Source organism: Cobetia sp. 2AS (genome assembly GCF_029846355.1).
In the GTDB taxonomy this organism is placed as follows: domain Bacteria; phylum Pseudomonadota; class Gammaproteobacteria; order Pseudomonadales; family Halomonadaceae; genus Cobetia; species Cobetia amphilecti.
This window is the reverse complement of sequence record NZ_JARWKQ010000001.1, coordinates 318,537-344,504: the sequence shown is the minus strand read 5'-3', so window position 1 is coordinate 344,504 and position 25,968 is coordinate 318,537. Positions and strand designations below refer to the sequence as shown.

Annotated in this window: 21 protein-coding genes; 5 read left to right on the top strand and 16 right to left on the bottom strand. The window is 64.1% G+C overall.

Annotation, left to right across the window (positions count from 1 at the left end; all coding sequences use genetic code 11):
* Nucleotides 1-25: 25 nt before the first annotated feature.
* From QD356_RS01505 to QD356_RS01495, 3 genes are all read right to left on the bottom strand, one after another.
* Nucleotides 26-451 carry a biopolymer transporter ExbD gene (locus tag QD356_RS01505; RefSeq protein ID WP_153635253.1) on the bottom strand — a complete coding sequence of 142 codons (426 nt, stop codon included), beginning with the start codon at nucleotides 449-451 and terminating at the stop codon, nucleotides 26-28.
* A complete protein-coding gene (locus tag QD356_RS01500) occupies nucleotides 448-1,227 on the bottom strand; it encodes a MotA/TolQ/ExbB proton channel family protein (protein ID WP_082388116.1) in 780 nt (259 codons plus the stop codon). Before QD356_RS01500 ends, QD356_RS01505 begins: the two co-directional genes overlap by 4 nt.
* A 107-nt stretch (nucleotides 1,228-1,334) precedes the next feature.
* Nucleotides 1,335-4,229 (bottom strand): ComEC/Rec2 family competence protein, encoded by a 2,895-nt coding sequence (locus tag QD356_RS01495; RefSeq protein ID WP_192838419.1) that lies wholly within the window; start codon nucleotides 4,227-4,229, stop codon nucleotides 1,335-1,337.
* Between the two features lie 201 nt (nucleotides 4,230-4,430).
* On the opposite strand from QD356_RS01495, the gene QD356_RS01490 reads away from it, so the two are divergent.
* Nucleotides 4,431-5,012, top strand: a complete 582-nt coding sequence (locus QD356_RS01490; RefSeq protein ID WP_043331907.1) for a DUF2062 domain-containing protein — start codon at nucleotides 4,431-4,433, stop codon at nucleotides 5,010-5,012.
* A gap of 95 nt (nucleotides 5,013-5,107) precedes the next feature.
* Here the strand turns inward: QD356_RS01490 and QD356_RS01485 are convergent, their stop codons facing one another.
* Both QD356_RS01485 and QD356_RS01480 read right to left on the bottom strand, forming a co-directional pair.
* Nucleotides 5,108-5,830 (bottom strand): ATP-binding cassette domain-containing protein, encoded by a 723-nt coding sequence (locus QD356_RS01485; protein ID WP_054555014.1) that lies wholly within the window; start codon nucleotides 5,828-5,830, stop codon nucleotides 5,108-5,110.
* 52 nt (nucleotides 5,831-5,882) lie between these two features.
* Nucleotides 5,883-7,127 (bottom strand): lipoprotein-releasing ABC transporter permease subunit, encoded by a 1,245-nt coding sequence (locus tag QD356_RS01480; protein WP_043332064.1) that lies wholly within the window; start codon nucleotides 7,125-7,127, stop codon nucleotides 5,883-5,885.
* A 253-nt stretch (nucleotides 7,128-7,380) separates the two neighbouring features.
* Here QD356_RS01480 and QD356_RS01475 point away from each other — a divergent pair, with 253 nt between their 5' ends.
* The 3 genes from QD356_RS01475 (at nucleotide 7,381) to QD356_RS01465 (ending at nucleotide 10,523) form a co-directional block, all read left to right on the top strand.
* Nucleotides 7,381-8,442 carry an agmatine deiminase family protein gene (locus QD356_RS01475; protein WP_192838418.1) on the top strand — a complete coding sequence of 354 codons (1,062 nt, stop codon included), beginning with the start codon at nucleotides 7,381-7,383 and terminating at the stop codon, nucleotides 8,440-8,442.
* Entirely contained in the window at nucleotides 8,442-9,362 is a 921-nt protein-coding gene (locus QD356_RS01470) for a carbon-nitrogen hydrolase (protein WP_054555016.1), read from the top strand. The genes QD356_RS01475 and QD356_RS01470 overlap by 1 nt, the downstream gene beginning before the upstream one ends.
* Nucleotides 9,363-9,653: 291 nt before the next feature.
* On the top strand, nucleotides 9,654-10,523 hold the full coding sequence (locus QD356_RS01465) for a DNA replication terminus site-binding protein (protein ID WP_192838417.1): 870 nt from the start codon (nucleotides 9,654-9,656) through the stop codon (nucleotides 10,521-10,523).
* Between the two features lie 49 nt (nucleotides 10,524-10,572).
* Here QD356_RS01465 and QD356_RS01460 read toward each other — a convergent pair whose 3' ends face one another.
* From QD356_RS01460 to QD356_RS01410, 11 genes are all read right to left on the bottom strand, one after another.
* Complete coding sequence (locus QD356_RS01460; protein ID WP_192838416.1) at nucleotides 10,573-10,905, bottom strand: YrhK family protein; 333 nt, start codon at nucleotides 10,903-10,905, stop codon at nucleotides 10,573-10,575.
* A 129-nt stretch (nucleotides 10,906-11,034) separates the two neighbouring features.
* The gene (gene sthA, locus QD356_RS01455) at nucleotides 11,035-12,426 is read right to left on the bottom strand and encodes a Si-specific NAD(P)(+) transhydrogenase (RefSeq protein ID WP_043331912.1); all 1,392 of its coding nucleotides are present in this window, start codon (nucleotides 12,424-12,426) and stop codon (nucleotides 11,035-11,037) included.
* A 132-nt stretch (nucleotides 12,427-12,558) separates the two neighbouring features.
* Nucleotides 12,559-12,810 (bottom strand): (Na+)-NQR maturation NqrM, encoded by a 252-nt coding sequence (gene nqrM / locus QD356_RS01450; protein ID WP_043331913.1) that lies wholly within the window; start codon nucleotides 12,808-12,810, stop codon nucleotides 12,559-12,561.
* 251 nt (nucleotides 12,811-13,061) lie between these two features.
* Nucleotides 13,062-14,135: an FAD:protein FMN transferase gene (locus tag QD356_RS01445; protein ID WP_225996470.1), complete on the bottom strand. Its 1,074-nt coding sequence runs from the start codon at nucleotides 14,133-14,135 to the stop codon at nucleotides 13,062-13,064.
* 3 nt (nucleotides 14,136-14,138) lie between these two features.
* A complete protein-coding gene (gene nqrF / locus QD356_RS01440) occupies nucleotides 14,139-15,371 on the bottom strand; it encodes an NADH:ubiquinone reductase (Na(+)-transporting) subunit F (protein WP_043331915.1) in 1,233 nt (410 codons plus the stop codon).
* A gap of 25 nt (nucleotides 15,372-15,396) precedes the next feature.
* Entirely contained in the window at nucleotides 15,397-16,017 is a 621-nt protein-coding gene (gene nqrE, locus QD356_RS01435; RefSeq protein ID WP_043331916.1) for an NADH:ubiquinone reductase (Na(+)-transporting) subunit E, read from the bottom strand.
* Between the two features lies 1 nt (nucleotide 16,018).
* Nucleotides 16,019-16,687: an NADH:ubiquinone reductase (Na(+)-transporting) subunit D gene (locus QD356_RS01430; protein WP_043331917.1), complete on the bottom strand. Its 669-nt coding sequence runs from the start codon at nucleotides 16,685-16,687 to the stop codon at nucleotides 16,019-16,021.
* Nucleotides 16,688-16,689: 2 nt separating this feature from the next.
* Nucleotides 16,690-17,472 (bottom strand): Na(+)-translocating NADH-quinone reductase subunit C, encoded by a 783-nt coding sequence (locus tag QD356_RS01425; protein ID WP_043331918.1) that lies wholly within the window; start codon nucleotides 17,470-17,472, stop codon nucleotides 16,690-16,692.
* 1 nt (nucleotide 17,473) lies between these two features.
* The gene (locus QD356_RS01420; protein WP_043331920.1) at nucleotides 17,474-18,706 is read right to left on the bottom strand and encodes an NADH:ubiquinone reductase (Na(+)-transporting) subunit B; all 1,233 of its coding nucleotides are present in this window, start codon (nucleotides 18,704-18,706) and stop codon (nucleotides 17,474-17,476) included.
* On the bottom strand, nucleotides 18,706-20,055 hold the full coding sequence (locus QD356_RS01415) for a Na(+)-translocating NADH-quinone reductase subunit A (RefSeq protein WP_192838415.1): 1,350 nt from the start codon (nucleotides 20,053-20,055) through the stop codon (nucleotides 18,706-18,708). Before QD356_RS01415 ends, QD356_RS01420 begins: the two co-directional genes overlap by 1 nt.
* Nucleotides 20,056-20,396: 341 nt before the next feature.
* Nucleotides 20,397-21,845, bottom strand: a complete 1,449-nt coding sequence (locus QD356_RS01410; RefSeq protein WP_043331922.1) for a glyceraldehyde-3-phosphate dehydrogenase — start codon at nucleotides 21,843-21,845, stop codon at nucleotides 20,397-20,399.
* A gap of 555 nt (nucleotides 21,846-22,400) precedes the next feature.
* Here QD356_RS01410 and mfd point away from each other — a divergent pair.
* Nucleotides 22,401-25,928 carry a transcription-repair coupling factor gene (mfd, locus tag QD356_RS01405; RefSeq protein ID WP_192838414.1) on the top strand — a complete coding sequence of 1,176 codons (3,528 nt, stop codon included), beginning with the start codon at nucleotides 22,401-22,403 and terminating at the stop codon, nucleotides 25,926-25,928.
* Nucleotides 25,929-25,968 lie beyond the last annotated feature (40 nt).

The window sequence follows — 25,968 nt, the reverse complement described above, 5'->3', positions numbered from 1 at the left end:
GTCTCCATAGACTTGGGCGGCGCCCTCATGGGGCATCCGGTGATGATGATTCCGTCCCGATACGCGTACTGATGCGCACACGGGTGATACCCACTTCAGCGGCGGCGTCCAGCGCCGTGACCACCTTGGCGTGGGGCGTGCGGCCATCGGCTTCGAGGATCAACCCGAAGCGATCTGCCTGGTCCTTGTACTGCGCAAGTTGCGCTCCCAGTTCATCCTCGCCGAGGCTTGCCTCGCCGAGCGTAAAATCACCTGCCGCCCCGATGCTCAGGATCAAGGGCGCCTGCTCTACCGCGCTGGCCTGACTGGACTGCGGCAGGATGAGGTCCAGCGCTCGACGGCTATCGAAGGTCGTCGAGACCATGAAGAAGATCAGCAGCAGAAACACCACGTCGATCAGCGGGGTGAGATTGACCTCCACCGACTCACGCTGGCGACGCGGAAACCTCATGACGGCCTCCCGGCACCTGCCCCCTTGCCATCATCGCCACCATAGGGGTCATCGGCGTCACGACGCATGTAGGCCGGCAGGTCTTCCGGCAGGCGCTCATGGGGCTCCGGCACCTGGCCGGGGCGCTGGCCCGGGCGACGGTCGATGCCGTCATGGCTCTCGGCCAGCCCGAGCTCGCCCTGATGGTGCGAGATATACTCCACCACCTGCCCTGCCTGCTCCTCCATGTTGACGGTGATGTCCTCGACACAGCGCTGGAAATAGCGATGGAACATCAGTGCCGGAATCGCCACCGTCAAGCCGGACGCCGTCGTCACCAGCGCCTGGGAAATCCCGCCGGCCAGCTCCTGGGCGCGCTCGGCGCTGCCCGCATCGACGATCACGGCGAAGACGTCGATCATGCCGACCACCGTGCCCAGCAGCCCCAAAAGCGGCGTGATGGCGGCGATGGTGCCCAGCGGGCTCAGGAAGCGTTCCATGTCATGGATGACGGCCACGGCCGATTCCTGCATGCGCGCGCGTACCTGCTCATTGCCCAGGCGCGCATTGCGCAGTCCCGCCGCCAGCACGTTGCCCAGCGGCGAATGACTCTCCAGCCAGTAGACATTGACCTGTCCCTGGCTGATCAGTTCACACACCTGCTGTCCCAGACCCTTCGGCGCGATGCGTCGACGACGCAGCGTCCACAGGCGCTCGAGGATGATGGCCAGTGCCACGACGGAACATCCGAGGATGGGGAGCATCAAGACTCCCCCTGCGTACAAGGCTTCCAGCATGTGACCTCTCCCTTGGTCTCGATGCCTCTGCGGGCACCATTGTTGTCGTGTCAGATGTCACGCGCCATCCCTGTCGCGCAGGCCGTATGAATCCGCCATGCATCTGATCATTCAGCGGATTTTACCCCAAGGCACCTCACTCCGATACCGCCAGCCCTGCGCGCTGGTTGCAGCCGCTCCCCCTGCGGCCACCACTCCCAGTGCAAGGCACCATCCAGCCCGACATGCCAGAGACACTCGACATGACGCGCCAGACGCTCCACCACGTCCGGATGCGGATGACCATGCGGATTGTAGCGACCGGCGCTGACAATCGCGTGACGCGCCGCCAGGCTCTCAAGCCAGGCATCACCACTGCTGGAGCGGCTGCCGTGATGTGCGACCACCAGCAACGGCAAGCCGCGCCCGGCCAGGCGCTGGCGCAGCGTCGCCTGCAACTCACGCTCCTGCTGCTGGCCGATATCGCCGGTCAGCAACGCCAGCGGGCGCGCGCCATGTGCTATCAAGACCACACAGGAGTGCGCGTTGTCACGTCGGGCCTTCAACCCTGCTGGCGGCCACAGCATCTCAAGGCGCACGGGCTGGCCCTGCAGCTGACCGAGGGTGATGCTGCGCCCGGCGACACACTCCCGCATTGCCACCTCATCGAGCCAGCTTACCTGACGCTCCAGTCGCGCCCGCTGCCCGGCCGGCACCCACAAGGCGGCGGTCTCCTCGGCAGACAGGGCCTGCAGTCCACCGGCGTGATCGCCATCCCCGTGACTCATGATCACGCCGATAGGCTCTCCCGCCACGGATGGCGCCCCCGGCAAGCGGGCGCTGGCATTGCGCGACGCCGCCCCCAGGTCGTAACGCCAGTGCCTCGGCACCTGCCGTGACGCGCCTGTCGAGTCACTCGCACTCGACGCCAGATGACTGTGCAGCGACAGCGCCAGCCCCTGCCCGACATCGTGCACCGTCAGACTGAGCGCGGGCGCCCGGGGCGAGAACGAGGCGGATTCTGTCGCGCGCGTGCCGGCGTCCCGCCCGACGGTGGCCAGCGCAGTCGGTGACCACGGCAAGGCCAGCGCCGCCAGCGACAACCCCCAGCAGAGTGCCACGCTGCCACACAGGCGCTTCAGACGGCCATCAAGGCCCGGCACCCCCTCCGCCAGCCAGGCACCCAGCAGGGCCATCAGCGCGAGCGTCAGGATCAAGGCCGAAGGAGTGGCGTTTGACAGACCCGCCGCCATTGGCGCCTGCGGCCAGCGCCCCTGCGTCGACGCCAGCGAAGACAAGGTCTCCATCGTCTGCGCCATGCCCTGTGCCAGCAGCTGCCATAGACCGCCGCTGAACACACCATCGGCGAGCATCGCCGCGGGCCGTGACGGGACGAGCCCCGTAAACAGCAACAGCTGCTCGAGTCCCGCAAGCCCCCAGCCCAGCATGCCAAGCGGCACGATCAATAGCGTCACCAAGGGCGCCATCAGCAGATTCATCGGCAGCGACAACCAGGACAGCTGGCCGCGCGAAAGCAGCAGGGCCGCGCCCATGACCAGCGTCAGCAACCACTGGCTGCGCAACGTGGCCAGACACCAGCCGCGCATTCCCCGCGGTCGCGAGCGGCCCTGCCAGGCCAGCAACAACACCGCCACGGCGATGAACGACAACCAGGTGCCCGGGCGCCACAGCGCCAGCGGGTCCAGCCCCAGCACCAGAATCAGCGCCAGCATCCAGACCTGCCAGACACCCAGCCCGCTGCGGCCACTCGCCATCCAAAGCCCGACCGTCACCATCAAGGCGGCGCGCAGGGCCGGAGGCGCCAGGCCTGCCAGCAAGGCGAAACTCCAGGCCGCCAGACAGGCAAGCCACCAGGGCGCGACGCTGAATCGCCATCCGCCCGGGCGCCAGAGACGCAGCACGCCGAAACTCAGCCCCAGCACCAGGCTTGCCATCAATCCGACATGCAGCCCCGACACCACCGCCAGATGCGTCAGCCCGGTGGCGTTCAGCGTGTCCCAGTCGTCATGGGTCAGTGCCGAGACCTTGCCCAGCGTCAATGCTGCCAGCCAGCGACAGGGCGAACCCGGCCAGTCGACCAGTGCCTCGCCCTCGCCTTCGCCGCAGCGCTGCCACAGAGCCTGCTCGGCATGCAGGCGCAGTGCTGCCAGCCCGCCTGGTGGCGCCAAGCGCTGCGCCAGGGACAGTTGGCGCACGTAACCCGTGGCAACGATGCCTTCGCGCCATAGCCAGGCGACACGATCAAACTCCGCTGGGCTCGCTGAGCGCCCGAAGGCCGGGTTGCTGGTGCCATGAGGCGGCACCAGACGCACGACCATGCGCCAGCGCTCACCGGCCTGCCAGGGAGTCGCCAGCGCCTCGCGTGTCGCTACATCGCGGGGCAGCTTGCGTGGCCAGTAGCGCCGAAGCTGGACTCGCTGATCCAGCAGCCGCTGACAGGCGGCCTGACGCCCGGCATCCGCGCCGGGGGCCTCCGTCGGCTGGAAGAGATCACAGCGCGAGACACGCAGCACCAGGCGCACCGAGTCATCAGGGGTCGGCAGTGCGCGATTGACCTGCTCGACCCGGCCTTCCAGCCATAGCTCCTGGCGCGTCAGCGCCTCCACCATCACGAGCGGCTGCTGCAGAAGGCCGATCACCAGCCCAACCCCCAGCGCTGTCGAGAGCCGCAGGCTCAAGGCCCCGAGCCGAGAACGGCGTGACTCAGCGTCGGGAGCAGGGCGCGGGAAAGCACGGGCAGGAATGGCGGCCAAGGCCCCCGCCACCATCAGCCAGCAGAGCAGCAAGGCGGCCAACAGCAGGTTGTCGCTCAGCGTCATGAAGGCGGCCCAGCCATGCGCCCCACCCTCTTGCGCGCCGAGCCCTGCCGATGAGCGTGACTGCCAATCCGCGTCCCACTCGCCCTGGCGTGACAGCCAGATGCCCACCACCAGTCCCGCCAGCAGCTGGGCCAGCGAGGCCGGTGACAGCCAGAATCGAGCGGGATGGGACGATTTATTCACGGTGGCGCCTGACATGTTGCTGGCCTCTTGCAAGGTCACCCATGGCGCAGCCCGTCAGGCATGGCGCGGGCTTTGCTGTGCTCAGTGCCGAATCGAGACACGCGGGTTGCAGATCACGAACCGGATAACTGCGCAGTCAGCATGGCAGTCCTGTAGCCATGTATGGATAATGGCCGGCGTTGAATGCCAAATGGCCAAGTCATGCCTCGTCGTCTACTCAAGCGGCTCATGCCGGAACCGGATGCCCTCAAGCGCAAGAAGTCGCTGCGCTTCATGCATCACCTGATCGCCGATCCCGCACTGTGGGCGTTGTCGCGACGCACTGTGGCCAATGCCTGCATGGTGGGGCTGTTCTGTGCGCTGCTGCCGATTCCCTTCCAGATGGTGGTGGCCGCCTTCGGTGCCTGGGCACTGCGCTGCAACCTCGCGCTGTCGGTGGGCCTGGTGTGGGTGACCAACCCGCTGACCATGCCGGTGGTCTACTACGCGACTTACCGCGTAGGTGCCTGGATGCTGGACACGCCCGCACGCGTAATGCCGGACCAGGTCTCCGCGGCCTGGTTCGCCAACCAGCTGGAAGACATCCTGCCCGCCCTGGCGCTGGGTTCGCTAGTCAGCGCCGTCGTCCTCGCGCTGCTGGCCAACATGCTGGTCCGCCTCTTGTGGCGCTATCAGGTGGTGCGCAACTGGCGCAGCCGCCGCAAGGCGCGCCTGGCCGCCAGACGTTGCAGCAAGGAGCAATCGTCACGCCAGAACGCTGAGCAGGACACCGACAAGCTCTGAACGCTGCCGACAGACACGCATGAAAAACGCCCCGCCACCTCTCGATGGCGGGGCGTTTGGCTTTCTGGCTAGCGTGAATCAGTCAGCGGCTCGACTCAGTCCTCGTGCAGCTTGCCGCCGTCCAGGCGCAGCACACGGTGCTGGTGCGCGGCCAGACCGTTGTCGTGGGTCACGATGATGAAGGCTGCCTGCGCTTCGCGCGCGATGTCATCCATCAGCTCGAGAATGCGCGCCGCCGTGGTCTGATCCAGGTTGCCGGTCGGCTCGTCCATCAGCACCAGGCTCGGGTCGGTCACCAGCGCACGCGCGATGGCGACGCGCTGGCGCTCGCCTCCGGACAGCTCGCCCGGCTTGTGATCGGCACGCGGTGCCATGCCGACCCGCTCCAGCAGCTTGCGCGCCTTGACGGCGGCCTCGGCGCGCTTGTGGCCACGGATGATCAACGGCATCGCCACGTTCTCTTCGGCACTGAATTCCGCCAGCAGATGGTGGAACTGATACACGAAGCCGATGTGCTGATTGCGGAAGCTGCCCAGCGCCGACTCGCTGAGTTCGGACAGGCGCTGGCCGGCTACCTTCACGATGCCCTGGCTGGGATGGTCCAGCCCGCCGAGCAGGTTGAGCAGCGTGGTCTTGCCGGAGCCGGAGCTGCCAACGACGGCGACTCGCTCACCGGCATGCACGCGCAGCTCCAGCTCGTCGAGCACCTGCACCTCTTGCGGGCCCTCATCATAACTGCGACTCAGGCGCTCACAGATCAGCATCGGCTTGCCGTGGGCCTGACCCGGCGCGTGAGTGTCAGAAGCCGGCGTCGGCATGGCGGTGTCTCCAGCAGCGGAACGGATGGATGCATCAGACGGTGTCGACGGATTACTCATAGCGCAGCACCTCCGCCGGCTGGATGCGCGAGGCGCGCCAGGCCGGATACAGCGTCGACAGGAAGCTCAGCACCAGCGCGGAGCCGATGATGATGCCCATGTCGCTCATCTCGAGGCGCGACGGCAGATAGCTGATGAAGTAGACGTTGGGGTCCAGGAACTGGATACCGAAGGTCGACTGCACCCAGGCGATGATGTCGGAGACGCTCAGCGCCAGCGCCACACCGGCGATAGCGCCGATGATGATGCCCATCACGCCGATGGTCAGCCCCTGCACGATGAAGATGCCCATGATGGAACCGGGCCTGGCCCCGAGGGTACGCAGGATGGCGATGTCAGCGTGCTTGTCCGTCACCATCATCACCAGCGTCGAGACGATGTTGAAGGCCGCAACGGCGACGATCACCATCAGCAGCAGGCCGATCATGTTCTTCTCCATCTGGATGGCGGCGAACAGGTTGCCGTGGGTACGCTTCCAGTCCATGCCGCGATACTGCGGCCCCAGCTGACTGACGATGTCGCGGGTGACCTGATCGGCGCTGAACAGGTCATCGAGCTTCAGGCGCACCCCCTGGACGTCGCCTTCCTTGAAGCGCGCCAGCTTGGCCATGTCCGAGATATCGGTGTAGGCAAGGCTGGCATCGACGTCCGCGCCTACCTTGAAGATACCGGTCACCGTGAAGCGCTTGAGGCGCGGGAAGATGCCCCCGGGCGTGATGGAGGCCTCGGGCACCAATAGCGTGACGCGATCCCCCACGCCGACGCCCAGGTTGCGCGCCAGCAGCTCGCCCATCACGATGCCCCAGCTGCCAGGCGTGAGATCCGCCAAGCTGCCCTGCACCATGTGCTCGCTGATGATCGAGACCTGGTCCTCCGCGGACGGATCGATGCCGGTGACCAACGCACCCTTGTTACGGCCGTTGGTGGTGAACATGCCCTGTTGCTCGATATAGGGCGCCGCACCGACGACATGCGGCTTCTCGCGCAGCTTGCCGGCCAGCGTCTCCCAGTCGGTGACGCTGTCACGCGCCTCGACGCGCACATGCGGCACCATGCCCAGCACGCGGGTGCGCAGCTCGTGGTCGAAGCCGTTCATCACCGACAGCACCAGAATCAGCACGGCGACGCCCAGCGACAGCCCCAGCATCGAGGTCAAGGAAATGAAGGAAATGAAATGGTTACGGCGCTTGGCGCGGGTATAGCGCAGGCCGATCAGAAAGGGTAGGCGATCCAGCAGCATCGAAGTCGATTCCTTGGGTCAGGGTCGCGGGCCATGATACGCATTCCGCAGGCTCGGCGCATGGAGCCATATTCGAACGCAGTTTGCCAGCCTTCGTCTGTGGCCAACATGAACCGCCAGCATGGCAAGACATGTGTAAGTCAGACACCACAGGGCTAGCGTCGGCGCATGGCTCTGCTATCATCGCGCGCCGAGTCCGCGGCATTGCGGCTTGCGCCTTTATCGTTACCTCTTCATCAGGGAGATGCCCATGGCCACCCGTCTGCTCGCCGAATGGCACCCGCAGGACGCCATCCAGCTCAGCTGGCCCAGCCCGCACAGTGACTGGAGCGAGATGCTCGAGAGCATCGAAGCCACCTGCGAGGCCATGGTGATCGCCATCAGCCGCTATCAGCACGTGCTGATCAGCGTCAGCGATGAGGCCACCCGGGAGCGCCTTGCCGCGCGCTTCGCCGGTTTCGGCGTGCCCGCCGAGCGCCTGCATCTTTTCGTGGCGCCGCTGGATGACACCTGGACGCGCGACCATGGCCCCATCACCGTCGAACGTGATGGCCAGCCGGTGCTGCTCGACTACACCTTCACCGGCTGGGGCGGCAAGTTCGAGGCCGCCCGCGACAACGCCCTGACCCGCGCCCTCGCCGCGCAGGGGGCCTACGCAAGCCCGGTGGAAAGCCGCGACTTCATCCTGGAAGGCGGCGGCATCGAGAGCGACGGCCAGGGCACCCTGCTGACCACCGAGGCCTGCCTGCTCAACGACAACCGCAATGCCGGCCTGAGCCGCGCCCAGGTCGAGGCGCAACTCAAGGCCGATTTCGGGGTCAAACGCGTGCTGTGGCTCGCCAATGGTCATCTGGAAGGCGATGACACCGACAGCCATGTCGACACCCTGGCGCGCTTCTGCGACCCGCGCACCATCGCCTATGTCCGCTGCGATGATCGCGACGACCCGCATTACCCGGCGCTCAAGGCGATGGAAGCCGAGCTTGAAGCACTGCGCGATGCCAATGGCGACCCCTACTTCCTGGTGCCGCTGCCGTGGCCGGATGCCTGCTTCGATCCGGACGACAGCCATCGTCTGCCGGCGACCTACGCCAACTTCCTGATCATCAACGGGGCCGTGCTGGTGCCGACCTACGCCGATCGTCACGACATGATCGCCCTCAAGGCCCTCGCCAGCGCCTTCCCCAAGCGTGACATCATTCCGGTCGATTGCCGCGCCGTGATTCGCCAGCATGGCAGCCTGCACTGCATGACCATGCAACTGCCCAAGGGCACGCTGGCCACCTCGAACACCTCTCAAGGAGCACTGTGATGACTGCTTCCCGCCGTACACTCAAGGTCGGTGTCGTCCAGCAACAGGGCTGGCCCGACAAGGACACAAGCCTGGCGGCCAGCGAAGCCGCCATTCGTCGCCTTGCCGCCGATGGCGCTGAGCTGGTGATGCTGCAGGAGCTGCATGCCAGCCACTACTTCTGCCAGACCGAAGACACCGAGATCTTCGATCTCGCCGAACCCCTCGAAGGCCCGACCACCCAGCGTCTGGCCGGCCTGGCCGCCGAACTCGGCCTGGTGATCGTCGGCTCCATCTTCGAGCGCCGCGCGGCGGGCGTGTATCACAACACCGCCGTGGTGCTCGACAAGGCCGCTGGCCTGGTCGGCACCTTCCGCAAGATGCACATCCCGGATGATCCCGGCTTCTACGAGAAGTTCTACTTCACGCCGGGCGATGCACCCAGCGCACAGTCCCCGCGCCGTGGCTTCGAGCCCATCGACACCTCGGTCGGCCGTCTGGGCGTGCAGGTCTGCTGGGACCAGTGGTACCCCGAAGGCGCACGCCTGATGGCGCTGGCCGGTGCCGAGATGCTGCTCTACCCCACCGCCATCGGCTGGGACCCGCGCGACGATGAAGCCGAGCAGACGCGCCAGAAGGATGCCTGGACCCTGATCCAGCGCAGCCACGGCGTCGCCAATGGCGTGCCGGTGATCGTCGCCAACCGGGTCGGCCATGAAGCGGACCCGACGCCTGCCAGCGAAGGCATCCAGTTCTGGGGCGGCAGCTTCATCTGCGGCCCACAAGGCGAGCTGCTGGCGCATGGCGGCACCGAGCCCGAGGAGCTGCTGGTCGAGGTGGACCTGGCGCGCGGCGAGGACGTGCGCCGCATCTGGCCTTACCTGCGCGATCGTCGCATCGATGCCTATGGTGATCTCACCGAGCGCTATCGCGACCGCTGAGCCCATCGGGCTTTTGCAGGTGCCGGCCTGACAACAGCGCCCTGTCGAGATCACACAGACCCCCGCAGAGACAGGAGGGCGCCCAGCGTGGCGCCCTCTTCCATTTCAGTCTGTCTGCACCGGCGCAGCCGGCCTATCCCGTCACTCCATCCCGGGTGATTGATTCTCTCGGAACCCCTCTTCTGTCCGCGCATGCCGCCATGGTCTGACTTGCCATCCCGGTCACGCTAGGCTAAACAAGATAACGCGATAAAAAATCACGTCTCCCTTGCTGCAATCAGGACGCAGAGCATGCCCGAATACCAGTTGATGGCCAGAATAGAAGCGGCCTTCGATACGCAGATCAGTGCCGCCGATCAGGTCATCACCGCGGTCAGAGAAGAGAATTCGCCACTCTGGCGACTGGATGGCGTCAGTGCCGATAGCGAATGGCTCAGCCAGGCGTTGCAGGACGTGTGGTATCAGGATGGCCAGGACGGCCGAGTCACCCGCCCCTATCTGGGCGTGGTCGCCGCAGGCCCAACGGTGATCGAGCGCGTCGCGGCGCTCAACGCGGCCAAGGAGCAGCTGGCGGAGCTCTTCGCCGAGCTGCGCGAGAAGTATCCCGACCAACTGGCCGAGCTGAAGGCGATTCTGCCCTTCCGCCATCCGGGGCTGAATCAGCACCTGAGGGGCGATGGGCTGGCGCGACTGCATCTCAAGCAGTGCTGGCGGAGAGTGCCGGTGGCAGAGGCACCGGTGGCGCGAGTGCGCTTCGCCTGGTACAGCTCCGGGCGCTCGATCCAGCGCGTCAGCGTGGCGGAGTGTGAAGCCTTGCTGATGAAGCTGGATACCGAGGCCGAGCACGTACGCCTGCAGCTCAAGCTGCTCGCTGGCTTGCCATCGGATGAGATTCTGGCCCGCATCCAGCCCCAGGCACCGCTGATGCGCGCCAACCTGTTCTACCGTGGGCCGGTGATGCGCGAAGACGGCGAGCTACGCACGCGCCGCGCGCTGAATGTCTCTCTGCCGCTGTTCCTGCCGCATGATGACCTGCGCCTGCCCGCTCTCAACCAGCCAAGCCCGACGCCGCCCACCGAGCGCACCCGCGCCCGCCGCGGCGACGTGCGCATCGAGGACACGCCCTTCCTCAAGAGTCTGCGCGTGCATCGCTATCGCTGAGCCAGAGAGCCAGAGAGCCGGTGAGACAGTCAGGCCGTGAAGACGCCCGCTAGAGGTCCAGCGCCGATTCGGGCATCCGCTTGAGGTGCATGCGGCGCGCCAGGCGAATCACCGGCTTGAGCGTCAGCTGCAGCGAGCCGATCATGAACAGCCAGATTCCCAGCGTCATCCACTCTTCCCAGAAGAAGCACACGCTGCCGATCGTGAACAGCAGGCCCAGCACCAGCTCATTGATGATGCTGGCCAGCTCATAACGGCGATGGATGATCAGCTCCTCATGGCCAAGCCGCAGCGTGAGGTCCGAGGTCGGATCATCCTGCAGTGGCTCGCGTGACTGCGTGCCCGACTGGCGAGTGTCGTGTTGCTGTGAATCATCCTGCATGCGTCATTTCCTCAAGGCTCATCAACAAGGTTTCCCAGTTGGGAGCCCGAAAACCACAAGGCCCCGACATCATTGATGTCGGGGCCTTGTGGTGTGCCTTCAAGTCAGCGGGTGCAAGGCCCCCGCCGCTCAGAACAGACGGTTGAGTCCATTCATGGCCGCGACCCGATAGGCTTCCGCCATGGTCGGGTAGTTGAAGGTGGTGTTGACGAAGTACTTGAGCGTATTCGCCTCCCCCTTCTGCTGCATGATGGCCTGACCGATGTGCACGATCTCGGACGCCTGGTCACCGAAGCAGTGGATGCCGAGGATTTCCAGCGTATCGCGATGGAACAGGATCTTGAGCATGCCGACGGTATCGCCGGTGATCTGGGCGCGGGCGGTGTCCTTGAAGAACGCCTGCCCCACTTCGTAGGGGATGCGCGCCTCGGTCAGTTCGGACTCGCCACGCCCCACCGAGCTGATCTCGGGGATGGTATAGATGCCGGTCGGCACCTCATTGACGAATTTGAACTCTTCACCCAGCAGGTTGGCCGAGGCGAAGCGGCCCTGATCGTAGGCGGCGGATGCCAGGCTCGGCCAGCCGATCACATCACCCACCGCATAGACGTGGTCCAGCTCGGTGCGGTATTGATCATCGACGGTCAGCTGACCGCGGCCGTTGGCCTGCAGCCCGACATTCTCGAGACCAAGGCTGTCGGTGTTGCCGGTGCGGCCGTTGGCCCACAGGAAGGCGTCTGCACGCAGCTTCTTGCCGGATTTGAGGTGCACGACCACACCGGACTCATCGCCCTCGATGCGATCGTATTCCTCGTTGTGACGCACCAGCACGCCGTTGTTGCGCAGGTGATAGGACAGCGCGTCGGAAATCTCGTTATCCAGGAAGGAGAGCAGACGATCACGCGTATCGATCAGGTCGACCTTGACGCCAAGGCCGGAGAAGATCGAGGCATACTCGGAGCCGATGACACCGGCGCCGTAGATGATCAGCGTGCGCGGCGTGTGTGACAGCCCCAGGATGGTATCGGAGCAGTAGATGCGCGGGTGGCGGAAGTTGACGTCCGCCGGGCGGTAGGGACGCGAGCCGGTGGCGATCACGACCTTCTCCGCGTGCAGCTCCTCGACCCCTTCATGGGCATCGCGCACCACGACGGTGTGCTCGTCCTTGAAGCGCGCGGTACCGAAGAACACATCGATGCGATTGCGGGCGTAGAAGCGCGTACGCATCTCGACCTGCTGCTCGATGGTGCGACGTGAACGCTCCAGCACCTTGGGGAAGGAGAACCAGCGCGGCTCGCCGATATCGCGGAACATGCGATTGGTGTTGAACTCGATGATCTGCTTGACCGCGTGGCGCAGCGCCTTGGAAGGGATGGTGCCCTTGTGGGTGCAGTTGCCGCCCACGGAAGATTGAGCCTCGATCACGGCGACACGCTTGCCATGCTTGGCCGCGTTGACTGCCGCGCTTTCCCCTGCCGGACCGGTACCGATCACGACGACATCGTAGTTATAGACTGCCATGAGACTCGCTTTGCTCCTTGATTGTTCGTAGACCGGCCCTGACACGTACGGTCTCACCTCGCGGTGACACTGCCATGTCAGGGCCGGTAGCAGGCCTTGCGGCCGGCGGGCTCTGAGCCATCAGAGCAGAAATCAGCGACGTGCGGCGTCGTAGGCCAGATCGCTGGCCGGCTTGCCGCCACTCTCTGCCATCAGACGCTGGCGATCCTGCTCCTTCTCGCACTCCTCGTCCTTGCCGCCACAGATGTCACAGCCATCCTTGAGCCCGAGGTTGTTGAGACCACCGCAGGAGCCGGCGATCGGCTTGCGGCCCATCAGGACACCGACGGCCATCACGCCAATCAGCAGCAACATCGCGGCGAACACCAGTAACCAGATCGTCATGTCATTCCTCCCGGGGCATGGCCCCATTGTGAACCTCTCGCACGGGTCGGCTCCAGCGCAGCTTGCCCCCTGTCGATCCTGTGGATCCTGTGGATCCTGTGGATCATTCAGGACAGCATCCAGAAGATGCCATGCAATCCGAGCACCCGACCTTGTCGGAGGCGTGTCTCGACAGATGGCAGATGAGAAAGCCCGGCCGGCTGCCTCTCGGCAGACCGGCTCTCGGCAGACCGGCTCTCGATAGACCGGGCTCAGGCGCCGGCTTCATCTGCGGGCTTCATGTCGCCTGTCGCCGGCGCGTCCTTCAGGTAGGGCGCAAATGCCGGACTCCAGGACTGTTTGAAGCCATCATCCGTTTTGACAATGAAATAGGCGGCAATGTTCTCGCGAATTGCGATCGTCATTGCCTTCTCGGCGCCCAGCACGTTGAGTGCCGTGGCCCAGGCGTCCGCACTCGCGCAATCCGGCGTGATCACGGTGACCGAAGCCAGACTGTGCTGGATCGGTCGACCGGTACGTGGATCGATCGTGTGCGAGTAACGTACGCCGTCCTGCTCGAAATAGTTGCGGTAATCACCGGAGGTGGCAACCGCGGCATTGCCGGGATCGATGATCCGCTGCACCGAGCGCTCGAAGGACTTCGGCGCTTCGATGGCGATACGCCACGGCTTGTGGCCGGGCTTCTCACCCTTGACGCGGATCTCGCCACCGACTTCGACCAGATAGTTCTCGATGCCATTGGCCTCGAGCACATCGGCGACTCGGTCCACCCCATAACCCTTGGCGATCCCCGACAGGTCGGCATACACCGGCTTGCGCTTGATCACCGTATTGCCATCGAGCTCCAGCGCCAGATGATCGACCTTCTCGAGCGCCCGCGCGATCTGTTCATCGCTCGGCGCCTTGTCGAGACGCTCATCCGGACCGAAGCCCCACAGATTGACGGCCGGGCCGACGGTGATATCGAAGGCCCCGTCGGAGCGCTTGCCGATATCCTGCGACTCGGCCAGCACCTGTGCCAGGCCATCCGACAGCGTGATCGGCGTATCCAGCGGCGCCTGATTGAGCTTCGAGAGCTCCGAGGCGTCCTTGTAGGTCGACATCTGCCAGTCGACCTTGTCGAGCGCCTCGAGGCTCGCCTGCTTGAGCGACGCCACCTCATCGGCATCCAGGTCCGCAGCTACCGTGACATGGAACCCGGTGCCGAAGATGGGGCCGGCGAAGCGATGCAACTCAGGGTTGCTGGAATTTTCACAGCCTGCAACCAGCAGGGCCAGCCCCATGAGGGCCGGCCCTGCCAGTCGTCTTGCGACGCGTGACATCATCGATCAACCACCGAAGTCATCGAGCAGGATGTTCTCCGGCTCTACACCCATGTCGGTGAGCATCTTGACGACGGCGGCGTTCATCATGGGCGGCCCGCACATGTAGTACTCGCAATCCTCAGGCGCCGGATGGTCCTTGAGGTAGTTTTCGTACAGGACATTGTGGATGAAGCCCGTCGGGCCTTCCCAGTTGTCCTCAGGCTGCGGATCGGACAGCGCCAGGTGCCATTCGAAGTTCTCGTTCTCTTCGGCCAGCTTGTCGTATTCCTCGTTGTAGAACGACTCACGCATGGAGCGTGCACCGTACCAGAACGACATCTTGCGCTTGGAATTCAGACGCTTGAGCTGATCGAAGATATGGCTGCGCATCGGCGCCATGCCGGCACCACCACCGATGAAGACCATCTCGGCGTCGGTGTCCTTGGCGAAGAACTCACCGAACGGCCCCATCACGGTCACCTTGTCACCCGGCTTCAGAGAGAAGACGTAGGTGGACATCAGACCCGGCGGATGCTGGGAATTCGGCGGCGGAGTGGCGATACGGATGTTGAACTTCAGGATGCCGTACTCTTCCGGATAGTTCGCCATGGAGTAAGCGCGGATGACCGGCTCTTCGTTCTTGTGCTGAACGTTGAACAGACCGAACTTCTCCCAGTCACCACGATACTCTTCTTCGATGTCGAAGTCGGAGAACTTGATGTCGTAGGCCGGCGCTTCCAGCTGCACGTAACCACCGGCGCGGAAGTTGACTTCCTCGCCTTCCGGCAGCTGCAGGTTCAGCTCCTTGATGAAGGTCGCGACGTTCGGGTTGGCGGTGACGGTGGTTTCCCACTTCTTCACGCCGAAGATCTCTTCCGGCACTTCGATCTTCATGTCCTGCTTGACCGGGACCTGGCATGACAGGCGCCAGCCTTCCTTCTTCTCACCCATGGTGAAGTGGGATTCTTCGGTCGGCAGGATGGAACCGCCGCCTTCCGAGATCCGGCACTTGCACTGGGCACAGGAGCCACCGCCACCACAGGCGGAGGACAGGAAGATGCCGTTGGCGGCCAGGGTCTGCAGCAGCTTGCCGCCGGCCTGGGTCGTCAGGGTGTTGGCGGGGTCGTTGTTGATCTCGATCTGGACGTCACCACTCGAGACCAGCTTGCTGCGTGCCGCGAGAATCACGAGCACCAGGCCGATAACGACCACGGTGAACATGACGACGCCGAGCACGATGATGGAGGTATCTACCATTTCGATTTCCTTATGCTCGGTTGCGTTACAGCTGGACGCCGGAGAAGGACATGAAGCCCAGCGACATCAGGCCAACGGTGATGAAGGTGATGCCCAGACCCTGCAGGCCAGCCGGCACGTCAGAGTACTTGAGCTTCTCGCGGATACCGGCCAGTGCAGCGATGGCCAGTGCCCAACCGAAGCCGGCACCCACGCCATAGATGACGGACTCACCGAAGGTGTAGTCACGCTGCACCATGAACAGGGCCGCACCGAGGATGGCGCAGTTGACCGTGATCAGCGGCAGGAACACGCCCAGCGCGTTGTAGAGCGCCGGCACGAACTTGTCGAGGAACATCTCGAGGATCTGGACGATCGCCGCGATGACGCCGATGTAGGACAGATACCCCAGGAAGGACAGGTCGATGCTTTCCGCACCTTCCAGACCCGTCCAGGTCAGTGCGCCTTCACGCAGCAGGTAGTTCAGGATCAGGTTGTTGACCGGGACGGTCACCGCCAGCACGACGATGACGGCCACGCCCAGACCGATCGCGGACTGGATCTTCTTGGACACCGCCAGGAAGGTACACATGCCCAGGAAGAAGGCCAGTGCCATGTTCTCGACGAACACGGCCTTGATGAACAGGCTCAGATAGTGTTCGAACATGTTACACAGCCTCCTTGATCTTGGTGTTGGCGGTAATCTTGTACTCCGCCTTCTCGACCTGCTCCGGGTAGATGCTGCGCAGCACCCAGATGAACAGACCGATGACGAAGAACGCGGACGGCGGCAGCAGCATCAGGCCGTTCGGGATGTACCAGCCACCGTCGTTGACGGTCTGCAGGATGGTCACGCCGAACAGGGAGCCGGAACCGAACAGCTCACGCACGAAGCCGACCACCAGCAGGATCACGGTGTAACCGAGACCGTTGCCGATACCGTCGATGAAGCTCATCGTCGGGCCATTCTGCATGGCGTAGGCTTCAGCGCGACCCATCACGATGCAGTTGGTGATGATCAGACCGACGAAGACCGACAGCTGCTTGGACGTCTCGAAGGCGAAGGCCTTCAGCGACTGGTCGACCACGATGACCAGCGAGGCAATGATCGTCATCTGCACGATGATGCGGATGGACGACGGGATGTGATTGCGGATCAACGAGATGAACATGCTGGAAAACGCTGTCACCAGGCACACCGCGATACCCATGATCAGGGCGGTGTTCATCGAGTTGGTCACCGCCAGCGCGGAGCAGATACCGAGGATCTGCAGCGCGATGGGGTTGTTCTTGAAGATCGGCGTCGTCAGGACACCTTTAGGAGTTTCGGCTGCCATCATTACGCTCCTTTGACGTCACGGAACTGGGTCAGGTACTTGGCGAAGCCATTCTCACCCATCCAGAACTGCAACAGGTTGGTCACGCCGTTGCTGGTCAGGGTAGCCCCTGACAGCGCATCGACCTGGTACTTGGCATCCGGAGAAGACGGATTCACGCCGCCCTTCTTCAGGTGCACTTCCGGGTCCATGCTGCCTTCGGGATAGATCTTCTTGCCATCCCACTGGGCCTTCCACTTCGGGTTGTCGACTTCGCCGCCAAGCCCCGGAGTTTCGCCCTGCTGGTAGAAGGAGAGACCGACCACGGTGTTGCCGTCACCCTTCAGTGCCAGGTAGCCGTACATCATTGACCACAGGCCGTTGCCGCGCACCGGGACGATGATCTCGTCCGGCTGCTCGACATCGCCGACCAGATAGACCACGGAGTACTGCTCACGACGCTTGATGCCCGGCAGGTCTTCGTCGCCAGACAGGGTGCGTGAGGTGGCCGGGTCCTTGGACATCTTGGCCTGGTCGTACTTCTCCGGGTCGATGTCGTCGACGTATTCACCGGAATCCAGGTCCACCACCTTGGCGGTGACCTTGTCACGGAACTGCTGACCGATGTCCTCACCCGGCTGCAGCAGCTCGGCGACCGCGAGGATGTTGCTCTTGCGGTCCAGCTCGGCATTGGTCATCTGCATCGGACGCAGCACGACCGCTGCGGTGGAAACCACCACCGAGCAGACGATGCACAGCCCGAGCGCGACGCCGAGGGTTTTCTTGATGGAGTTGTTGCTGGCCATGTCAGACGGTCTCCTCGTTCGCGATGCCGGCAGTCTCGCGCTTGACGCGGCGCTTGATGTTGGCCTGCACGACGAAGTGGTCGATCAGCGGAGCGAACAGGTTGGCGAACAGGATCGCCAGCATGATGCCCTCCGGGAAGGCCGGGTTGGCGACACGGATCAGCACGGTCATCACGCCGATCAGTGCACCGAATACCAGCTTGCCCTTGTTGGTCATGGACGCGGAGACCGGGTCGGTGGCCATGAAGACCATACCGAAGGCGAAGCCGCCGATGACCATGTGCCAGTACCACGGCATCTCGAACATGGCATTGGTGTCGCTGCCGATGGCATTGAACAGCGCCGAGGTCGCGATCATGCCCAGCAGGACGCCCAGCATGATTCGCCACGAGGCGATACGCGTCCACAGCAGCACTGCGGCACCGAGGAAGATCGCCAGTGTGGAGACCTCACCCACCGAGCCCGGAATGAAGCCGAGGAAGGCGTCGGTCCAGCTCATCTGCTGCATCAGGGCACCCATGCCATCCTGCGCGGCAGTGGAGAGCGCGGTCGCACCGGTGAAGCCGTCTGCCGGCACCCATACCGCGTCGCCGGAAATGCTGGCCGGGTAGGCGAAGTACAGGAAGGCACGGCCGGACAGTGCCGGGTTGAGGAAGTTCTTTCCGGTACCGCCGAAGACTTCCTTGCCGATCACCACACCGAAGGTGATACCAAGCGCGACCTGCCACAGCGGAATGGTCGCCGGCAGTGTCAGGGCGAACAGTACCGAGGTGACGAAGAAGCCTTCGTTGACCTCGTGGCCGCGACGCATCGCGAACAGCACTTCCCAGAACCCGCCGACCGCGAAGGTCACCAGATAGATAGGCAGGAAGTAGGTGGCCCCCAGGATGAAGTTGGCCCACACGCTGCCGGCATCGTGGCTACCCGCCAGCAGCATGACGATGGCTTCACGCCAGCCGCCCAGTGCGCTGTAACCGCCAGCGATGGCCTCGTTGGCCTGCAGACCGGCGTTGTACATGCCAAAGAACATGGCCGGGAAGGTACACATCCAGACCGTGATCATGATGCGCTTCAGGTCGATGCCATCACGCACGTGGGTGGTGCTGCGCGTGACGCTCGCCGGCGCATAGAAAATGGTGTCCACGGCTTCGTAGAGCGCGTAGAACTTCTCGTACTTGCCACCTTTGTGGAAGTGCGGCTCCAGGTTATCCAGAGTCTGTCGAATGCCCATCATCAGACCTCTTTCTCGATCGTGGTGAGGTTGTCACGCAGGATGGGACCGTACTCGTACTTGCCCGGGCACACGTAGGTGCACAGCGCGAGGTCCTCTTCATCAAGCTCCAGGCAGCCAAGCTGCATGCCGGTCTCGATATCACCCACGATCAGCGAACGCAGCAGCTGCGTCGGCAGAATGTCCAGCGGCATGACCGCCTCGTACGCGCCCACCGGCACCATGGCACGCTCGGAGCCGTTGGTGGAGGTGTTCGGGCGGTAGTCGGTCAGACCGGTCAGCTTCGACAGGTAGATACCCAGCACCGAGTGACGCTTGGCGCCCATCGACAGCCAGCCCATAAAGGCGCGCTTGTTGCCTTCCTCGAGCAGGCTCACCTGATTGTGGTAGCGGCTGACGAAACGCAGCGCCCCTTCACAGGTCAGGCCGGAGAACACGGAACCGGAGATGACACGCGTGTCTTCCGGCTGCTCGACTTCGCCCTTGAGCAGCTCTTCGGTGCTGGCGCCCAGACGGGTGCGCAGCAGACGCGGCTTGGTGGCACGCGGGCCACCAACGGCGATGACACGCGTGGTGTCCAGGCGACCTTCCGCCAGCAGCGTACCGATGGCGACCACATCCTGATAACCGACATGCCAGACCTGACGCTGCAGGCTGACCGGTGCGAGGTGATGGATGTGCGTGCCCGGCAGACCCGCCGGGTGCGGGCCCTTGAAGGACTCGCTGACCACACCGGAGACGTCGCCACCCGGGATATCAGCACCCGGCGCCTGACACAGGAACACCTTGCCTTCGGTCAGACGCGTCAGTGCGACGAGCCCCTGACGGAAAGCGGCTTCCTGGCCCTTGAGCACCACGGCCGGATCCGCGGACAGCGGATGGGTATCGATGGCGGTGACGAAGATGGCTGCCGGCTTGGCATCCAGCGCCGGCACACGCGAGAACGGGCGGGTACGCAGCGCCGTCCACAGGCCGGACTCGACCAGCTGGTCGACCACGACCTGACGTTCGAGACCTGCAATGGCGGCATCGCCATGTGCAGTGAATTCCACAGCTTCGCCCTGCGCGTCGATCTCGATGACCACGGACAGAAGCTTGCGCTTCTCGCCACGATTGATCTCGACCACAGTACCGGCAGCAGGCGCGGTGTAACGGACGCCCGGGGTCTTCTTGTCAGTGAACAGGAGTTGCCCCTGCTTCACCGTGTCCCCTTCACGGACTTCCATCGTCGGCTTCATGCCGACGTAGTCAACACCCAGGATCGCTACGCGACGAACGGGCTGCGCATCCTCGATACGCTGCTCCGGCGCCCCGGCGATGGGGAGATCCAGGCCACGTTTGACTTCGATCATAGACTCGCCCAATTGTCGGATCTGATGTTGTTCAGGAAAGATCACCCATCGTAGATACGCCTCGAGGCCGACAATTGACCAGGCAACCTCGCGATTTTCGCGTATCAGGCAATGTGAATGCTTTTCTTATCAGACGGTTGGAGGTGTAGCCCAGAGATTGGACCGGCCCAAAAAAATCCGGCTCATTATAAAGATGCGAGGCCGGAAAGACCATACGACACTAAAGTGGTGCACACGCCGAAAACGCCAACGCCCCCGCCATCATTGAGGGCGGGGGCGTTGTAACAGCAGGTATTTATTTCAATTTTTCGCAACTCACGCCACAGACGCGGCGCATTGACTCAGCGCGTCGGGAAGTAGCTGAAACGCACGTTGGACATGTGCTGCAGAATACGCACCACCTGACAGCTGTAACCGAACTCGTTGTCGTACCACACGTACACGACGGCCTGCTTGTCGGTGACGATGGTCGCCTGGCCATCGACGATGCCGGAATGACGATTGCCGACGAAGTCCGAGGACACCACTTCACAGGAATCGACGTAGTCGATCTGCTTCTGCAGCGAGGAATGCAGCGAGGCGGTGCGCAGGAAGTCGTTCATGCGCTCGGCGTCGCTGGCGGTGTTCAGCGTCAGGTTGAGGATCGCCATCGAGACATTGGGCGTCGGCACACGGATCGCGTTGCCGGTCAGCTTGCCGGAAAGCTCCGGCAGCGCCTTGGCGACGGCCTTGGCGGCCCCGGTCTCGGTCAACACCATGTTGAGGGCCGCGGCACGGCCACGACGGTCACCACTGTGGAAGTTGTCGATCAGGTTCTGGTCATTGGTATAGGAGTGCACCGTCTCGACGTGCCCCTGGCTGACACCGTACTCGTCGTGCAGCACCTTCAGCACCGGCACGATGGCGTTGGTGGTACAGGAGGCCGCGGAGATGATGCGGTCATCATCGCTGATGTCGGTGTGGTTGACGCCGTAGACGATGTTCTTCAGATCACCCTTGCCCGGCGCCGTCAGCAGCACCTTGGCCACGCCCTTGCACTCCAGGTGCTGACCCAGGCCCGCTTCGTCGCGCCACTTGCCGGTGTTGTCGACCACGATGGCGTTGTCGATGCCGTGCGCGGTGTAGTCGATCTCGGTGGGCGAATTGGCGTAGATGATCTTGATGTAGTTGCCGTTGACGATCAGCGCCGAGTTTTCCTCATCGACGGTGATGCTGCCCTCGAAGGGACCGTGCACCGAGTCGCGACGCAGCAGGCTGGCCCGCTTTTCCAGGTCATCCTTGCTGCCACGCACCACGATGGCGCGCAGACGCAGCAGGTTACCGCCGCCAGCCTTCTCGATCATGATGCGCGCCAACAGGCGACCGATACGCCCGAAGCCATACAGGACGACATCCTTCGGGTCGCCGCCCATGCCGCCTTCGACGTAGCCACCGACGATGTCAGCCAGCTCACGCTTGAGGAAGGCGGTGATGTCCGTCTCGTCAGAGCGCTTGAAGGCGACCGCCAGCTTGCCGATGTCGACGTGGGCCGGGCCCAGGTTGAGCTCGATCATCGCGCGCACCAGCGGGAAGGTGTCTTCCACTGACAGCTCGACGCCTTCGGCCTTGCGCACCCAACGGTGGTTCTTGAGGATGCGCACCATCGAGCGATTGATCAGCGAACGCCCGTAGATGGAGGGCACGACGTTGAAGCGGCGGTAGAGATCTCCCAACAGCGGGATCATCTGCTCCGCGAGGGCTTCATTGTCCTGCCACTGCTTGAAACAGGCTTCGAGATTCTCTTGGCTCACGGGTGCATCCTCTCACGTGCGGGCAAATAATGATGGTCGTCACCGAGCGCTTGGCGACGCCGGACAAGGCCAGCTGAGTATGCGTAACGCGGCTATGCACCACAATGAAAGGATGGTCGCACGCAGGGTAGTAGTGCTACAGAATCAACGATTTGACTACAAAAGCGTTTCCCCCATCCCACGCTCGGCCATCTGTGTCCACGGTGCTGAAAAGCGCATCACTTGCCCCCATATAGCGACTGACTTGCTATGATCAAGCGCGACTCCTTTCATGGCGGCGACTGACGTTGCAGCCCCTTGCGCTGCGACAGCTTGCGTTGAAGCGCGCCTGCCTTGTCGCTCTCCGGAGTATGCCGCGCGCTTTTGAGCGTGCCGTGCACCCGAGAGACTGCCTTGCGCCCATGAGTCGCTCAGCGTCATCTGCATGCGTGGGCCGCTCACCGTGAGCGACTGACCCAGCACCTTATTCACTCGGGCCCTGCCCGTGACGTCATCCCGTGCCGTGAACGCCGCAAGGCGTTGCGCCCAAGCCCAGGACACAAGACACCAGAGCCCATGTTCGAGACTCCGCTGACGCCCCCGTTGCCGCGCTCGCGCCGCGAAACCACCTTCTGGATGCTCAATGACCCCAGCGCCGCGGCGCTGGCGCTGGCGCGCCTGGCCGATGCCGATGAAGCGCCGCTGATGGTCATCACGCCGGACACCGCCAGCGCCCAGCGCCTGGAAGCCGACCTGCGCTTCTATACGCGCCATCCCGAGCGCCTGCTGCCCTTCCCCGATTGGGAAACGCTGCCCTACGACAGCTTCTCGCCGCACCAGGACATCGTTTCGGAGCGTCTGCGCACCCTGCGCACCCTGCAGACCAGCCGCCGCGCCATCGTGCCGGTGCCGGTCAACACCCTGATGCAGCGCCTCGCGCCGGTGGATTACATCGCAGGCCAGGTCTTCAGTCTCGCCAAGGGCGACATCCTCAATCGCGAGGACTTCCGCTCACGCCTGTCGCGAGCCGGTTACCGCGCGGTGGAGACGGTCTACGAGCCGGGCGAATACGCCCTGCGCGGCGCATTGATCGACCTGTTCCCCATGGGCAGCGAGCAACCGCTGCGCATCGACCTGTTCGATGACGAGATCGACACCCTGCGTGCCTTCGACCCTGACACCCAGCGCAGTGGCGACAAGGTCGAGGCGATCGAGATTCTGCCTGCGCATGAATACCCGCTGACGCGCGGCGCCATCGCCTGCTTCCGCGAGGGCTTCGAGACGCTGTTCGATGTCGACCCGCGCCAGTGCATTCTCTACAACGACGCCATCAAGGGCATCCCCTCACCGGGACTCGAGCAGTACCTGCCGCTGTTCTTCGACGAGACCGCGACGCTCTTTGATCACATGGGCGACGAGCTGCGCATCGCCATGCTGCCCGGCGTGCGCGAAGCGGCCGAGAGCCACTGGGACGCCATCACCACCCGCTACGCCAATCTGGGCGTCGACCCGACACGCCCGCTGCTGCCACCACACCGCGCCTTCGTGCCGGTCAATGAGCTGCTGGGCCTGATCAAACAGCATGAGCGCATCGAGCTGGTACGTGAGCCCAATGCCCACGCCATCGAGTTCGGCCACCAGACCCTGCCGAGCCTGGCCATCGATGCGCGCAGCGCCGACCCGACCCAGGCCCTGGCCAGCTTCCTCAAGCAGCGCCTGAAAGGCGAGCATGCCCAGCGCGTGCTTTTCGTCGCCGAGACCCAGGGCCGCCGCGAAGTCGTCGAGGAGCAGCTCAACCCGCTGCTGCGCGGCTTCGGGCTGCGTAGCCTGGATGACTTCGCAAGCTTCGAGCACTTCGTGGATAGCCCCGCCGTCGTCGGCCTGACCGTCGGTGGCCTGACGCATGGCACCTGGGTGGCCAGCGCGCAGGCAGAAGATGCCCTGTCCAGCGATGACACCGACAGCCACAAGGGGCTGGTGGTCATCACCGAGACCGAGCTCTACGGCGAAGTGGTACGTCAGAGCCGCCGCCAGGCGCGCGCCACCGATGACAACGAGCTGGCCGTGCGCCACCTCTCGGAGTTGCGTGAAGGCGCGCCGGTGGTGCACCACACCCACGGTGTCGGCCGCTATCTGGGGCTGGAGACCATCAACGCCGGGGGTCAGGAGGCCGAGTTCCTCGCGCTCGAATACGCCGATGGCGCCAAGCTCTACGTACCGGTGGACAGCCTGCACCTGATCTCGCGCTATTCCGGGGCCAGTGACGAGCTGGCGCCGCTGCACAAGCTGGGCTCCGAGCAGTGGGAGAAGGCCAAGCGCAAGGCGGCCGAGAAGATCCGCGATACCGCCGCCGAGCTCTTGGACGTCTATGCACGCCGCGAGGCGCGTGTCGGCCATGCCTGCGACTTCCCCGCCGAGGACTACGCACGCTTCGCGGCCAGCTTCCCCTTCGAGGAAACGCCGGACCAGGCGCAGACCATCGGCGCGGTGATCCAGGACATGTGCGCGCCCCAGCCGATGGACCGCGTGGTATGTGGCGATGTCGGCTTCGGCAAGACGGAAGTCGCGATGCGCGCCGCCTTCCTCGCCGTCAATTCCGGCCGTCAGGTGGTGGTGCTGGTGCCCACCACCCTGCTCGCCCAGCAGCACTACGACAACTTCCGCGATCGCTTCGCCGACACCGCGGTGGAGATCGCCCTGCTGTCGCGCTTCACCAGCGGCAAGGGCCAGGAAGCCTCGCTCGAGCGCATCAGGAACGGTCAGGCCGATATCGTGATCGGCACTCACAAGCTGCTCTCCAAATCGCTGGAGCTGCCCAACATGGGGCTGCTGATCATCGATGAGGAGCACCGCTTCGGCGTCTCCCAGAAGGAGCGTCTCAAGAGCCTGCGCGCCGAGGTCGACATCCTGACCCTGACTGCCACGCCGATTCCGCGCACGCTGAACATGGCGATGAGCGGCATCCGCGACCTGTCCATCATCGCCACGCCGCCGGCGCGCCGCCTGTCGGTGAAGACCTTCGTCCAGCAGCGCAACGACGGCGTGGTCAAGGAAGCCATCCTGCGCGAGCTGCTGCGCGGCGGGCAGGTCTACGTGCTGCACAATGAGGTCAAGACCATCGAGGAGAGCGCCGCGCGCATCGCGGAGCTGGTGCCGGAGGCCAATGTCGGTGTCGCCCACGGCCAGCTGCCGGAGCGCAGCCTGGAGCGACGCATGTCGGACTTCTATCACAAGCGCTTCAACGTGCTGGTGTGCTCGACCATCATCGAGACCGGCATCGACATCCCGAGCGCCAACACCATCATCATCGAGCGCGCCGACAAGTTCGGCCTGGCCCAGCTGCACCAGCTGCGTGGCCGCGTCGGGCGCTCGCATCACCAGGCCTACGCCTACCTGCTGACCCCGCACCCCAAGGCAATGACCCGCGATGCGGTCAAGCGCCTGGAAGCGATCAGCGAATCCCAGGACCTCGGTGCCGGCTTCACGCTGGCCTCCCATGACATGGAGATCCGCGGCGCGGGTGAGCTGTTGGGTGACGAGCAGTCCGGCCAGATGGAAACCATCGGCTACTCGCTGTACATGGAGATGCTGGATCGCGCCGTGAAGGCCATCAAGGCGGGCAAGACGCCCAATATCGAGTCACCGCTGGATGAAGGCGTCGAGGTCAGCCTCAATCTGCCGGCACTGATTCCGGCCGATTATCTGCATGATGTCCAGCAGCGCCTGATGATGTACAAGCGCATCAGCAACGCCGAGAACGCAAGCGACCTGCGCGAACTGCAGGTCGAGATGATCGACCGCTTCGGCCTGCTGCCGGAACCGGTCAAGACGCTGTTCCGCCAGACCCAGCTGCGCCAGCGCGCCCAGGCATTGGGCATCATCAAGCTGGAGGCCGGCGCCAAACGTGGTCGCATCATCTTCGGCGCCCAGACGCCGGTCGATCCACTGACGCTGGTCAACCTGATCCAGCGCCAGTCGGATGTCTACAAGCTGGAAGGCGCCGACACGCTGCGCTTCGCCACTGATATGGATGACGCCGAGGCGCGCTTCAGCTTCTGCGAGACCTTGCTGGACCTGCTCAACGCCAAGACCAAGGCGGCCTGACGCGCCCTGCACTGCCAGGCGCCTGGGCTCGAACTTGGGC

Coding starts and splice junctions, on each gene's coding strand:
- nqrE (WP_043331916.1), bottom strand. CDS start 16,017: ATGTTCGAACACTATCTGAGCCTGTTCATCAAGGCCGTGTTCGTCGAG.
- QD356_RS01490 (WP_043331907.1), top strand. CDS start 4,431: ATGCCTCGTCGTCTACTCAAGCGGCTCATGCCGGAACCGGATGCCCTC.
- mfd (WP_192838414.1), top strand. CDS start 22,401: ATGTTCGAGACTCCGCTGACGCCCCCGTTGCCGCGCTCGCGCCGCGAA.
- QD356_RS01465 (WP_192838417.1), top strand. CDS start 9,654: ATGCCCGAATACCAGTTGATGGCCAGAATAGAAGCGGCCTTCGATACG.
- QD356_RS01420 (WP_043331920.1), bottom strand. CDS start 18,706: ATGATGGGCATTCGACAGACTCTGGATAACCTGGAGCCGCACTTCCAC.
- QD356_RS01425 (WP_043331918.1), bottom strand. CDS start 17,472: ATGGCCAGCAACAACTCCATCAAGAAAACCCTCGGCGTCGCGCTCGGG.
- sthA (WP_043331912.1), bottom strand. CDS start 12,426: ATGGCAGTCTATAACTACGATGTCGTCGTGATCGGTACCGGTCCGGCA.
- QD356_RS01500 (WP_082388116.1), bottom strand. CDS start 1,227: ATGCTGGAAGCCTTGTACGCAGGGGGAGTCTTGATGCTCCCCATCCTC.
- QD356_RS01445 (WP_225996470.1), bottom strand. CDS start 14,135: ATGATGTCACGCGTCGCAAGACGACTGGCAGGGCCGGCCCTCATGGGG.
- QD356_RS01415 (WP_192838415.1), bottom strand. CDS start 20,055: ATGATCGAAGTCAAACGTGGCCTGGATCTCCCCATCGCCGGGGCGCCG.
- QD356_RS01475 (WP_192838418.1), top strand. CDS start 7,381: ATGGCCACCCGTCTGCTCGCCGAATGGCACCCGCAGGACGCCATCCAG.
- QD356_RS01505 (WP_153635253.1), bottom strand. CDS start 451: ATGAGGTTTCCGCGTCGCCAGCGTGAGTCGGTGGAGGTCAATCTCACC.
- QD356_RS01460 (WP_192838416.1), bottom strand. CDS start 10,905: ATGCAGGATGATTCACAGCAACACGACACTCGCCAGTCGGGCACGCAG.
- nqrF (WP_043331915.1), bottom strand. CDS start 15,371: ATGGTAGATACCTCCATCATCGTGCTCGGCGTCGTCATGTTCACCGTG.
- QD356_RS01485 (WP_054555014.1), bottom strand. CDS start 5,830: ATGCCGACGCCGGCTTCTGACACTCACGCGCCGGGTCAGGCCCACGGC.
- QD356_RS01430 (WP_043331917.1), bottom strand. CDS start 16,687: ATGGCAGCCGAAACTCCTAAAGGTGTCCTGACGACGCCGATCTTCAAG.
- nqrM (WP_043331913.1), bottom strand. CDS start 12,810: ATGACGATCTGGTTACTGGTGTTCGCCGCGATGTTGCTGCTGATTGGC.
- QD356_RS01470 (WP_054555016.1), top strand. CDS start 8,442: ATGACTGCTTCCCGCCGTACACTCAAGGTCGGTGTCGTCCAGCAACAG.